Here is an 11746-nt window from a genome sequence, read left to right on the forward strand (position 1 = left end):
GCGGATCGCCCGCCACATCTCCTGACACCGGAACAGCGGCAGCAGAAATCTTTGTGTCCGCGTTACTGGATGGCCGTTTCGGCCTGCGGTGCCACTACCGCCGTTGCGCCGTCAATGGCGGCTACGATGACCCGCTGGCCCTCAGTCAGGACGCCGGATTCGGAACGCGCGCTCCAGACGTCGCCGCCGATCTTGACCCGGCCTCCGGTGGCGGACACCGCCTCCATGACGAGTGCGGATTCGCCGATTAGGCGGTCAACGTTGGTGCGCTGGTCGGCCGGACCCTTGTGCAGGTGCTTGAGGGTGACCGGGCGGACGAACGCGATCATGAGCAGCGATACGACGCAGAACACGACGATCTGAAGCCAGAAAGCGGCGCCGGCGAAGTCGGCCACGAGTCCGGCCAGGGCGCCGCCGCCAAGCATGATGAAGAAGAGATCAAGGGTCAGCATTTCCACGGCCGCGAAGACCAGGAAGACAGTGAGCCAGAGTGCCCACCAGTTTTGGCCGAGCCATTCAAACATCCGTATCCCCCTTGATTCCGGGGGCTGCGGGGCAGACCCTCCGTAACTTTCTTCCATCCTAGACCGAAGCGGCGGGGAGCTGGGGGTGGAGTTTCGGCAGGCGCCGGAACGTGGCCAAGCCGTTATGCGGCTGCGGTTTTTCGGGGCACAAATACGCTGATGCGGAACTTCCCGGAGACAGCGGTGACTGCGGGAAAGCCAGCGAGCCTGGCCGTGAGCTCCGGCCGGTCTGTGTGGTGGCCGGCGGGGCCCATCAGCGCCAAGTTGGCCACGTCCTGCGGGGACAACGCGAGGGCCAGATCAACGTCCTGCGCTGACAGCAGCTCGAAGTGGCCCGTGAGCGCGTCGGCCAGCCGTTCGTCCTTCGCCGGTTCGATTCCGAGCATGCCGGCCTGGCTAGCAATTTCGGCGAGGTGGCCTGGCCTCGGGGTCACCACGATGAGCCGCCCCGACGGCTTGAGGACACGGGCGAATTCGGCTGGGTTCCGGGGCGCGAAGACCACGGTAACGACATCGACGGCGGTGTCCGCCACCGGGAACTGCTGCCAGACGTCGCTGACCAGGTTCACGGCGTCGGGGTTGAGTTTCGCCGCCCGCCGGAGCGCGAACTTCGAAATGTCCAGGCCTACGGCGGCGATGCGGCCGGCGCTGCCGGCGCCGTCCAGGACGGCCCGGAGGTAGTGGCCCGTGCCCGTTCCGGAGTCAAGCACGGCCGGTTCGGGGCCTTGCAGCGCGGGGGCCGCCGCGCCGGCGACCGCGGCGGCAAGCGGCCGGTAATGCCCGGCGTCGAGGAAGGCGGCCCGGGCGGCCACCATGTCGGCGGAATCCGGCTGGAAGGCGGTTCCCTTACCCACCAGCAGGTTGAAATAGCCCTGCCGGGCGGCGTCGAAGCTGTGGCCCTCCGCGCAGGCCAGGGCACGGGGCCGGGCGGCGTCGAAGCTGTGGCCCTCCGCGCAGGCCAGGGCACGGGGCCGGGCGGCGCCGTCACCGTCACCAAAGGCGGGGGAGAGCGTCTTCCGGCAGACAGGGCACAGCAGGGACGGCAGGCGGGGAGGCATACGGACAATCCTAGGGCTGATGCTGCGGCGCCGGTGAAGGGGGACGTGAGGTGTTTCACACGCCGCGCGGGAAACGCTAGGCTCACGTGGGTGAAGCCTGAACATCTGCCGCTGCTCAAGTCCGTCTCCGCGCCTGCCGTCCATCCCGACGGCACGCGTGCCGTCGTTTCGGTGACGCGTCCCGACTTCGAGGCCGACGCCGACGTCGGTCAGCTGTGGAGCGTACCGCAGGACCCCGAAAAACGGCCGAGGCTGATAACCCGTGGCTTCCGTGACACGGCCCCGGCGTTTTCGCCGGACGGACGGGTGCTGGCGTTTCTCCGCGCCGCACCGGGCGGCAAGCCCCAGCTCCACGTGGTGGAAGCCGCCGGCGGCGAGCCCCAGGCACTGACTGACCGCGCCCTGGGTGTCTCATCGTTCGCGTGGGCGCCTGATTCCCAACGGATTGTTTTTGGTTCCCGGGAGCCGGAAGCCGGGCGTTACGGCACGCTGGACGGCGTCAGTTCCGGCGGTGAAGATGCCCGCCTCATCACGGATTTCAAGTACAGGATGAATGGCGTGGGGTATACCCGGGACAAGCCGCTTCAGCTTTTCACGCTGGAAGTGCCGGACCTGGGGACGGAGCCGGCAGTCCAGCCCGCGGGGCGCGCCCTCAAGGACAGGAACCAGCCCCCGGCGGCCGGCGGCGGGGCGAAAGTGGCAGGCCTTCCCGACGCCCGGCAGCTCACCACGGCGGCGACAGACCACACCGGCGAGTCCTTCAGCAGCGACGGGACGTCCGTGTACTTCGTCGCAGCCCTGCACGAAGCCAGCGACCAGGACCTGGTCAGCGGCATCTACCGCGTTCCGGCCGACGGCGGCGAGACGGCTCGCGTCGAGGCCAACGCCGGGCCGCAGACAGTCCAGGACGTCCGCGAATCGTCGGACGGAAAATGGCTGTTCTTCACGGCGCAGGACCTCGGCACCACGGGCCAGGACTTTGTGGCCAAGAACACCGTCCTGCACGTCATGCCCGCAGCAGGCGGCGGGGCGCGGGGGCTAAGCGGCGCAGAACACATGGACGTCGCTGCGCCGGGCGCCCGCCTTGAACTCCGGGGAAACGATGGCGTCCTGGTGGTCAACAACGCGCAGGGCACCGTTGAGCTGCTGGAGTTCAGCGCCACCGGCAGCCACGCGCTCCTGGTCCACGGCGACAGGGTTGTTACGGGAGCCGCTGCGGCAGGAGGCTCGGTGTACGTCAGCGTCGCTGATTCCGCCACGACCGGTGACGTCTGTGTTCTCGAAGGCGGCCAGCTCCGGCTCCTGACGGACTTTTCGTCGGCGCTCCGCACGGAGGCCGGAATCATTGAGCCGCATGAGCTGACGTTCCCCTCGGCCGACGGCTACCCCGTGCACGGGTGGGTGCTGATGCCCCCGGGCAAAGGCCCGCATCCGGTGCTCCTGAACATCCACGGCGGTCCGTTCGCACAGTACACAGTCGCCCTGTTTGACGAAGCGCAGGTGTATGCCGAGGCAGGCTACGCGGTGGTGATGTGCAACCCGCGCGGCTCGGCGGGCTACGGCCAGGCTCACGGCAGGTCCATCAAGGAGCGGATGGGAACTGTGGACATGCAGGACGTGCTCGCCTTCCTCGACGGTGCCGTGGAGAAATTCTCCTCGCTGGATCAGGATGCCGTGGGAATCATGGGCGGCTCCTACGGCGGCTACCTCACCGCCTGGACCATCAGCCAGGACCACCGTTTCAAAGCGGCCATCGTGGAACGCGGCTTCCTGGATCCCGTCAGCTTTGCCGGATCATCGGACATCGGGTGGTTCTTCGGGGGCGAATATAACGGCCGCTCGGAAGAGCTGGTGGCGGCACAGAGTCCCATGGCAGCGATTGCCGCCGTCAGGACACCCACCCTCGTGATCCACAGCGAGGACGACCTGCGCTGCCCGGTGGAACAGGGCCAGCGGTACTTCACCATGCTGAAGCAGCAGGGTGTGGAGTCGGCCTTCCTTGTGTTCCCCGGGGAGGATCACGAGCTCTCGCGGTCCGGCACGCCGCATCACCGCCGGCAGCGTTTTGAGCACATCCTGGCGTGGTGGTCGCGGTTCCTGCCCACCGCCGGGAATCCCGGGCCGTCCAGCCAGCCTGACCCGTCCAGCTAGCCCGACGCGTCCCGCTGGCCCGACGCGTCAGGCGTGCCGGCACTTCCCGGCCGCCCGCCCATGAAGCCGAGTTCCTGCCGGGCTCTGCCGATGCCCGGCTCCGCCCAGCGTGCGCCGTACTCGCTGTTGGTGCTGAGCGAGCGAAGTTCGGCGCGGTCGAGGTACAGCGTTCCCTGCAGGTGGTCGGTCTCATGCTGGACGATCCGAGCCTGCCAGCCGGAAAAGTCCCGGCTGGCCGGCCCGCCCTCCGGTGTCACGAAGTCGAGACGGACCCGCTCCGGGCGCTCCACCACGGCCTGCAGCCCCGAGACGGAGAGGCACCCTTCGAAGAACGCCGCAGTCGCGTCGCCGAGCGGAGTGTAGGACGGGTTGAGGATTGCGAAGAAGTCCAGCGGAACCCGGCCGCGAGCCGCGGCGGTTTCCTCGTCGATTTCGAACTGGTCCTCAAGGACGGCCAGCTGCAGCGGAATGCCCAGTTGCGGGGCGGCCAGCCCGACCCCGGGGGCCTCGTGCATGACCTTCCTCATCAGCGCTATGAGCTGGCTGAGTTCAGCCGCTTCCAGCTGGCCGTCGAACGGCGCGGCGTGCTGGCGCAGCACCGGGTGGCCGGCCTGCACGATGGGCGGCAACGTGTCCGCGGCGAGCATTTCCTGCACGAGTTCCCGGATTGTGGCCGGGCTGAGGGACGTAGGCGGTGATGCTTGGCTCATGGGGACAGCCTAGTGGTGCGGGCACACGCGACCGTGACAAAGTCAAGGATCCTGCCCCTCAGATCCCTGTCCGCAGCGATCTTTAGGATGCCCGTCCGGGCGCCCACCCTGACGCGCAGCGGGATGACGGTGCCTACCTTGTCCTCGGCCACGGCATGCGGATCGCAGCGGGCCGGGCGGATTCCGAGTTCGAGTTCTTGGGCGGGACCACCGGCGTCTACGGTCAAGTCCAGCGGCCAAGGCCTTGCCGGGTCCTCGGCCAGCAGCGGCGTGCCGTCGATGCGCTCGATGACCAGCCGGCTGGCGCCGCCCTGCTGTTCGGGCGGAGTGCGGACCGACGGACGGACGGAGAGCCGCAGCAGGGCACCCTTGCCATCGCGGGAGATTTCAAGCGCCGGCCCAAGACCAATCGTGGCCACGGAGCCCGCGTCCCTGGCCAGGCACTGTTCGGTGTTGTTCCGCGGGAGGACACCAAACGGGTCCGTGGCGGGGAGGCTCTCGTGCGCACCGCCGGGCGACAGCCGGACCGTGACGGACACAGGATCCTGGGCGTCGCCGGGACTCCCGGTGCCGGTGCCCGCCGCGCAGTTGGCGGCCGTCAGGTGCGCCGGCAGGCTCTTGGCCTGACCGGGCGGAATCCCGGCTCCGTCCGGCGAGGCCCGCCAGGCAATCCCGGCGGCGAAGAGCGGGGTGCCGAGGCCCGCTGCCTGGACTGTGATCGTGTGTGAGCTGTTGTTGGTCAGCTGGATCTCGACGATCTGCTTCCCGTAGTTGTCCCGGAACTGGTTCACCATGGCCGTGAGGGGCGGCGCCGTCGGAGTACCGGCCGACGGACTCGGCGGCGTGCGGGTCGCCTCGGGCAGGCTGCATGCTGCCGGTGCCAGTAACGCCGCTGCGGCGAGAACGACGGCGGCACCCATGTTCCGGCGTCGGGCTGTCCACGGTCGCGAACGCATGCTTGCAGTCTAGGCCCGGGACCGCGCCACCGCATGAGGACTGCCGGCTCATTGCATGGTGAAGCGCCTGGCCACGAACTCATTGAACGCCGGAACCGCAGCCACCCGGGCGATGGCAGCGTTTCGGGCCCGCAGCACGCCGCCCGGGAGCGGCCTGCCGAGCGCCATATTTACCTCCGCCTGGCGCCTGGCTGCCGTGGCGGCCCGGCGGCGCTGCGCATCGAAGCAGCGAAGCGCGGTGCCGGTCGGCTCGCCGTTCAGTGCGGCAACGATGACCGGCAGCAGGGCCTCGGCGTCGAGCCAGCCAAGGTTCATGCCCTGGCCGCCGATGGGGCTAATTTCGTGGGCGGCGTCCCCGATAAGCGCCGTCCTGCCGGCCACCATGCGGGAGGCCAGCCGCGAGCGCACGCCGAAGCTGCTGAGCATGCTGTTGCAGGAGGCGTCCACCGCCACCCCTGTCCTGGCCGCGACGAGCCCGGCGAGATCGGCGGCGTCTGGACGGACCGGCGGGCGCGCCAGCCTGACCACCCACCGGCGCACGCCGCCGGGCAGCGGAAAGGACTCCACTATGCCGTCTTCCTCGAGGAACAGGGCCGCATCACTGCCATAAGCGGTGGATTCGGGAAAATCGCCCATCAGGTAGTGGTCCGGATACCGCTTTTCGCGAGCAGGCACTGACAGCAGCCGGCGCACGGTCGAATTGGCGCCGTCCGCCCCGACCGCGAGCGCGGCGGACAGCCCCGCCGCACCGCCCGCGCCGGTGCCGGCCCCGGCGACGTCCAGCGTGACCCGGCCCCCGTCGTCGTGCATGTCCGTCACCTCAGCCCCGCGCAGCAGCGCGCCGCCGTCGAGCTCAAGAAGGCGCCTCTCAAGGACTGACTCGGTGACCGGCTGGGGAACGGCGAGGACAAAGGGGTAGCGGTCGGACACCGGCCCAAACGGCATGTCCGCGATCTCGCGGCCGGCACTGACAGCTTGACCGCGGCGGATCGGGATACCCTGGGCGACGAGCGCCGAGGCCACCCCGATGCGGTCCAGGGCGGCGAGTGCCGGGGGATGGATGCCGATGGCCCTCGTGTGGGCGTTTCGGCCGGTTCGCTTCTCCAGGATCCGGACCGACACCCCTTGCTGCAGCAACAGCGCGCCCAGATACAGGCCCACCGGCCCGCCGCCCACGATCAGGACATCGGTCATGCAGCCCCCTTGCGGTAAGTGAGCAGGCAATGGAACGGGGAGTGGGGCTCGGCTGTCCAGCCGTTGGGGACGACGGCGGCGAGTTCCGGAACGGTGTAGCTGCGCCTGATGGAGGTCAGGCCGTCGCGCCGGATGTACGAGCCTGTCAGCGGCAGCGCGGCGGCCGCAAACAGGGCGTAGGCCGCCGCGCTGCGCCGGAGGTCGTTGTGGAACGCAGCACCCCGGGCCAGCGCGGCCGAGTCGCCGAGGAATGACTGCAGTTCGCGCGCGTTCAGATGATGCAGCACATGGTTCGAAATCACGACGTCGTATGCCGCGCCCTCCGCGACAAGCTCGGCGCTCGTGGCCTGGCGGAACCGCACACCCGGCGACGGCTCCCGGTTCGCGGCAAAGCGGTAGGCCCGCTCGTCCGGATCGATGCCGGTGACCCGGAGATCAATTCCGTCCGTGGCGGCCCAGCGGGCGAACATCAGGGCCACGTCACCTCCGCCGGAGCCTATGTCCAGGAGAGTGGCCGGGCCCGTCCGTGGGAGGAGCGGCCGTACCCTGCGGCGATACAGGCCGTGCCAGCCGGACAAAGCGCGGTTGACCAGCGCAAACTGCCTGTAGGTGCGGTCAAGGCGGTCCGGGTCGCAGTCCGGCCGGTCCATCTCTTCAACGGCGTGGGTGTCGCGGGTTCCCAGGATTCCCATGACGGGTCAGGCGAGGGACGATTCGGCCTCACCGGCGGGCACCGGAATGTCCGGCAGGGGTTGCCGAACCTTGGTGAAGAGTCCGGTTTCCACGGTCAGCCCGGGCCCAAAAGCCATTGAGCAGATGCGTTCATCGCCTTCACGCGGCGGGAGGTCGAGGATGTGCTTGAGGACAAACAGCACCGTGGCGCTGCTCATGTTGCCGAAATTCCGCAGCGTCTCGCGGGCCGGGACCAGCTGTTCGTCCGTGAGCTCGAGCCGGGACTGGACCTTGTCCAGAATGCTCCGGCCGCCGGGGTGGATGGCCCAGTGCGTGATGTTCCGGTACGGGAGTCCGCTCAGCGAGTCGTCGCGGGCCAGCAGCGGCTCCAGGGCGCCCACGATGTGGTCGTCGATGATGTGCGGCACGTAGTTTCCGAGGACCATTTCAAAGCCCTCATCACCGATGTTCCATGCCATTGAGTCTTCACCCACGGGGGTCAGGACGGTCTCGAAGTGGTCCAGCTGGAACAGCGCCGTTGACTCGGGAACCTCCCGCGCCGTCACGACGGCGGCCGCGGCGCCGTCCGCGAACAGCGCGGACCCCATGATGGCGTCCGGATCGTTGGACGTCCGGACATGGAGCGAGCACAGCTCTGCGCACACGATGAGGACAACGGCCTCCGGATCCGCCTCGCAGAAGGACTTGGCGGCACGGAGCGCCGGGAACGCCGCATAGCAGCCCATGAAGCCCAGGTGGTACCGCTGCACCGCCGGGTTGAGCCCCAGGGCGCGCACGATCTTGTAGTCAGGGCCGGGGTTGAAGAATCCCGTGCAGGAGACGGTGATGAGGTGAGTTATGTCGGGTGGATCGATGCCGGCGCACGCAGCCACGGCCGCGCCGGCGGCCTCGATGAACAGCTTCGTGGCCTCGGTGGCGAAGAGGTCGTTGCGGGCCTTGGTGCTGGGACTGCGGAGCAGGCCGGTGCCGGGGTCGAAAAATTGCGGATTGTCCGCCCGGGAATCCATGGTCAGTTCCTCGACCGCCGTGTACCGCGTGTCAATCGCGGCCGAGTCGAAGCACGTGGCCACCAGCCGTGAACCGAGCCGTGTCAGGCCGGGCTGGGCGGCAAAGACGTCACGGGCTTCCGTCTGGACAAGCAATGTCGGCGGAACAGCAGTTTCGAGGGCGCGCACATAGACCGTCATTCGTTCATTCTTAGCGACACCGGAGCTTAAGACAATGGATGTGCCCGGACCGGATCATGCCCCTGACCAGCATCTTCAGCCCGGCCGAGAAGAGTTCCTCGTCCCCGCTGAAGCGGTCTTGGCTCAGCGGCAGAGGTCCTTGGCGGCGCTAGACAACTCCGGTAGCACATGGCACGATCTCGCATGTGACCAGCCCGGCGGTCCGGCGTCCTTTCGTGGCCTGCGCACGACGAAGGCGAACAACCGACGGCGAAATTGCCGGCCGGGCGACCGGGCTGCCTTTCCGGACTTTCCGTTCGTCCTCAGCCTAACCATCCCGACCAGATCCAACACCTCAGGAGTGACCATGACCGGCTCTTCAACCCAGGGAATCAAGACCGTACTGCATCCCGTTTCCGACCTGGCGGCTGCAACAGCCGTTTACGCCGCCCTGCTCGGCGTAGCGCCGCAGACCGAGGGGCCCTACTACGTCGGCTTCGATGCCGCCGGCCAGCACATCGGACTGGTGCCCGGCGGCGGGCCGCAGGCCATGACCTCACCGGTGGCCTACTGGCACGTGCCGGACATCGAGGCGAAGCTGGCCGAGGTGACCGCCGCCGGTGCCACCGTGAAGGAGCCGGTGCACGACGTCGGCGGCGGCCGCATGGTGGCCACCGTCACCGACCCTGACGGCAACGTCCTCGGGCTGCTTGAAGACAAATAACTTTCCCGGGTCCTGTTCCGCCGCGGGGCCGGGCGAGACCGGACCGGACACTGCGCCCGAAGCTGGTTAGATAGAGCCAGACGACGCCGACGGAGGCCGCGAAGGCGGCCCCTCAACCGATGGAGCCACGATGAGCATTGTCACGAGGACGGACACGCAGTCGCCCGCGCTGGAGCCTGCCGACAGCCACGATCTGATCCGCGTGCAGGGCGCGCGTGAGAACAACCTCAAGGACATCAGCGTCGAACTCCCGAAGCGGCGGCTCACGGTATTCACCGGCGTCTCCGGCTCGGGCAAGAGCTCGCTGGTGTTCAGCACCATCGCTGCAGAGTCGCAGCGGATGATCAACGAGACCTACAGCGCCTTCGTGCAGGGCTTCATGCCGAACCTGGCCCGGCCCGAAGTGGACCTGCTCGAAGGCCTCACGACGGCGATCATCGTGGACCAGGAGCGGATGGGCGCCAACCCGCGTTCCACGGTGGGCACCGCCACGGATGCCAACGCCATGCTTCGGATCCTCTTCAGCCGGCTGGGACAGCCGTACGTGGGGCCCCCCACGGCGTTCTCCTTCAACGTCCCCACGCGCAAGGCAAGCGGGGTGTTGAGCACGGAGAAGGCCGGGGGCCGGGTCGAGAAGAGTGTGGTGCACGGTGCGGTGTATCTGGGCGGCATGTGTCCGCGTTGCGAGGGCATGGGCTCGGTCTCCGACTTCGACCTGACTGCGCTGTACGACGAGAGCAAGTCGCTCGGCGAAGGTGCCCTGACCGTTCCGGGTTACAGCATGGACGGCTGGTACGGTCGCATCTTCAGGGGTGCAGGGTTCGACCTGGACAAGCCGATTGCGAAGTTCACGAAGAAGGAACTGAACGACCTTCTCTACAAGGAGCCAACCAAGATCAAGGTCGAGGGCATCAACCTCACCTACGAGGGCCTGATCCCGAAGATCCAGAAATCTATGCTCTCCAAGGACGTCGACGCGATGCAGCCCCACATCCGGGCCTTCGTGGAGCGCGCCATCACCTTCCAGGCCTGCCCGGAGTGTGAAGGGACACGGCTCAGCCCGGAGGCCAGGTCCTCGAAGATCCAAGGCAAGAACATCGCGGACCTGTGCGAAATGCAGATCAGCGACCTGGCCGGGTGGGTCCGCGAACTCGACGAGCCGTCGGTCGCGCCGCTCCTCAAAGGCCTGCAGCACCTGCTCGACTCGTTCGCCGAAATCGGGCTGGGTTACCTCTCCTTGGACCGGCCCGCGGGCACGCTCTCCGGGGGAGAGGCACAGCGCACCAAGATGATCCGGCACCTCGGCTCGTCCCTCACCGACGTCACCTACGTCTTTGACGAGCCGACCATCGGCCTGCACCCGCATGACATCGAGCGGATGAACCAGCTGCTGCTGCAGCTGCGCGACAAGGGCAACACCGTGCTCGTCGTCGAGCACAAGCCGGAGACCATCGCCATCGCCGACCACGTCGTTGACCTTGGCCCCGGCGCCGGCACCGAGGGTGGCAGAGTCTGCTTCGAGGGAAGCGTCGACGGCCTGCGGGGGAGCGACACCATCACCGGCCGCCACCTGGACGACCGGGCCGCGGTCAAGGAATATGTGCGCACGCCGTCCGGCAGGCTCGAGGTGCGCGGTGCCTCGACGCACAACCTTCAGGCGGTCGACGTCGACATTCCACTGGGCGTCCTGTGTGTGGTCACGGGTGTCGCGGGTTCGGGCAAGAGCTCTTTGATTCAAGGTTCGGTGGCCGGCCGCGACGGTGTTGTGGTGATCGACCAGGGTGCCATCAAGGGGTCGCGCCGCAGCAACCCGGCGACGTACACGGGCCTCCTCGAGCCGATCCGCAAGGCGTTCGCGAAGGCCAACGGGGTCAAGCCGGCGCTGTTCAGCTCCAATTCGGAAGGCGCCTGTCCCACCTGCAACGGCGCCGGCGTCATCTTCACCGAACTGGGTGTTATGGCCACCGTGGAGTCCACCTGCGAGGACTGCGAGGGCAGGAGGTTCCAGGCATCAGTCCTGGAATACAAGCTGGGCGGCCGCAACATCGCCGAAGTGCTGGCCATGTCGATGACCGAGGCGGAGGGGTTTTTCGGGGAAGGCGAGGCACGCACACCGGCGGCCCACAAAATCCTCGACCGGCTCGTGGACGTCGGGCTCGGCTACCTCACGCTGGGCCAGCCGCTCACGACGCTGTCCGGCGGCGAGCGGCAGCGCGTCAAGCTCGCCACCCAGATGGCCGAAAAAGGCGACATCTATGTTCTCGACGAACCTACCACCGGCCTCCACCTAGCCGACGTCCAGAACCTGCTGGGCCTTCTTGACCGCCTTGTGGAGTCCGGAAAGTCGGTCATCGTCATCGAGCACCACCAGGCGGTGATGGCGCACGCCGACTGGATCATCGATCTCGGCCCGGGCGCCGGCCACGACGGCGGCAGGCTCGTCTTCGAGGGCACGCCAGCCGACCTGGTAGCCGCGCGTTCCACCCTCACCGGAGAGCACCTCGCGGCCTACGTCGGGAGCTGACGGAAAGCAATGCCGGGCGCCCCGGGGCGTACCCAGCCCTCGGCCG

The 11746-nt window shown here is 68.0% G+C and carries 10 protein-coding genes; 3 read left to right on the forward strand and 7 right to left on the reverse strand.

Annotated features, from left to right (window positions below):
- Positions 1 to 62 precede the first annotated feature (62 nt).
- Both ABFP37_RS06995 and ABFP37_RS07000 read right to left on the reverse strand, forming a co-directional pair.
- Positions 63 to 524 (reverse strand): NfeD family protein, encoded by a 462-nt coding sequence (locus ABFP37_RS06995; RefSeq protein WP_347033093.1) that lies wholly within the window; start codon positions 522 to 524, stop codon positions 63 to 65.
- 122 nt (positions 525 to 646) lie between these two features.
- On the reverse strand, positions 647 to 1582 hold the full coding sequence (locus ABFP37_RS07000) for a methyltransferase domain-containing protein (RefSeq protein WP_347033094.1): 936 nt from the start codon (positions 1580 to 1582) through the stop codon (positions 647 to 649).
- Between the two features lie 90 nt (positions 1583 to 1672).
- Here ABFP37_RS07000 and ABFP37_RS07005 point away from each other — a divergent pair, with 90 nt between their 5' ends.
- On the forward strand, positions 1673 to 3733 hold the full coding sequence (locus tag ABFP37_RS07005; RefSeq protein ID WP_347033095.1) for a S9 family peptidase: 2061 nt from the start codon (positions 1673 to 1675) through the stop codon (positions 3731 to 3733).
- On the opposite strand, the gene ABFP37_RS07010 is transcribed toward ABFP37_RS07005, so the two are convergent.
- From ABFP37_RS07010 to ABFP37_RS07030, 5 genes are read right to left on the reverse strand one after another with little or no spacing between them, the layout of a single operon-like run.
- Positions 3730 to 4443: a peptide deformylase gene (locus ABFP37_RS07010; protein ID WP_078027801.1), complete on the reverse strand. Its 714-nt coding sequence runs from the start codon at positions 4441 to 4443 to the stop codon at positions 3730 to 3732. The two genes, ABFP37_RS07005 and ABFP37_RS07010, sit on opposite strands and share 4 nt — an antisense overlap.
- Positions 4440 to 5399: a hypothetical protein gene (locus ABFP37_RS07015; protein WP_260680720.1), complete on the reverse strand. Its 960-nt coding sequence runs from the start codon at positions 5397 to 5399 to the stop codon at positions 4440 to 4442. The genes ABFP37_RS07010 and ABFP37_RS07015 overlap by 4 nt, the downstream gene beginning before the upstream one ends.
- Positions 5400 to 5447: 48 nt before the next feature.
- The gene (locus ABFP37_RS07020; protein WP_347033096.1) at positions 5448 to 6593 is read right to left on the reverse strand and encodes an NAD(P)/FAD-dependent oxidoreductase; all 1146 of its coding nucleotides are present in this window, start codon (positions 6591 to 6593) and stop codon (positions 5448 to 5450) included.
- A complete protein-coding gene (locus ABFP37_RS07025) occupies positions 6590 to 7285 on the reverse strand; it encodes a methyltransferase domain-containing protein (RefSeq protein WP_347033097.1) in 696 nt (231 codons plus the stop codon). The genes ABFP37_RS07020 and ABFP37_RS07025 overlap by 4 nt, the downstream gene beginning before the upstream one ends.
- A 6-nt stretch (positions 7286 to 7291) precedes the next feature.
- Positions 7292 to 8473: a type III polyketide synthase gene (locus tag ABFP37_RS07030; RefSeq protein ID WP_347033098.1), complete on the reverse strand. Its 1182-nt coding sequence runs from the start codon at positions 8471 to 8473 to the stop codon at positions 7292 to 7294.
- Positions 8474 to 8819: 346 nt separating this feature from the next.
- Here ABFP37_RS07030 and ABFP37_RS07035 point away from each other — a divergent pair, with 346 nt between their 5' ends.
- Together ABFP37_RS07035 and ABFP37_RS07040 are read left to right on the forward strand one after the other, a co-directional pair.
- The gene (locus tag ABFP37_RS07035) at positions 8820 to 9176 is read left to right on the forward strand and encodes a VOC family protein (protein ID WP_347033099.1); all 357 of its coding nucleotides are present in this window, start codon (positions 8820 to 8822) and stop codon (positions 9174 to 9176) included.
- 130 nt (positions 9177 to 9306) lie between these two features.
- Positions 9307 to 11700, forward strand: coding sequence for an excinuclease ABC subunit UvrA (locus tag ABFP37_RS07040; protein WP_347033100.1), 2394 nt, complete (start codon positions 9307 to 9309; stop codon positions 11698 to 11700).
- Positions 11701 to 11746 lie beyond the last annotated feature (46 nt).

The sequence above is a fragment of the Burkholderia sp. RS01 genome (genome assembly GCF_039748055.1).
GTDB lineage: Bacteria > Actinomycetota > Actinomycetes > Actinomycetales > Micrococcaceae > Arthrobacter.

What these genes read in the sequence shown, in the direction of transcription:
- ABFP37_RS07025 (WP_347033097.1), bottom strand. Translation starts at nt 7,285, where the DNA reads ATGGGAATCCTGGGAACCCGCGACACCCACGCCGTTGAAGAGATGGAC.
- ABFP37_RS07030 (WP_347033098.1), bottom strand. Translation starts at nt 8,473, where the DNA reads ATGACGGTCTATGTGCGCGCCCTCGAAACTGCTGTTCCGCCGACATTG.
- ABFP37_RS07000 (WP_347033094.1), bottom strand. Translation starts at nt 1,582, where the DNA reads ATGCCTCCCCGCCTGCCGTCCCTGCTGTGCCCTGTCTGCCGGAAGACG.
- ABFP37_RS07020 (WP_347033096.1), bottom strand. Translation starts at nt 6,593, where the DNA reads ATGACCGATGTCCTGATCGTGGGCGGCGGGCCGGTGGGCCTGTATCTG.
- ABFP37_RS07035 (WP_347033099.1), top strand. Translation starts at nt 8,820, where the DNA reads ATGACCGGCTCTTCAACCCAGGGAATCAAGACCGTACTGCATCCCGTT.
- ABFP37_RS07040 (WP_347033100.1), top strand. Translation starts at nt 9,307, where the DNA reads ATGAGCATTGTCACGAGGACGGACACGCAGTCGCCCGCGCTGGAGCCT.
- ABFP37_RS07010 (WP_078027801.1), bottom strand. Translation starts at nt 4,443, where the DNA reads ATGAGCCAAGCATCACCGCCTACGTCCCTCAGCCCGGCCACAATCCGG.
- ABFP37_RS06995 (WP_347033093.1), bottom strand. Translation starts at nt 524, where the DNA reads ATGTTTGAATGGCTCGGCCAAAACTGGTGGGCACTCTGGCTCACTGTC.
- ABFP37_RS07015 (WP_260680720.1), bottom strand. Translation starts at nt 5,399, where the DNA reads ATGCGTTCGCGACCGTGGACAGCCCGACGCCGGAACATGGGTGCCGCC.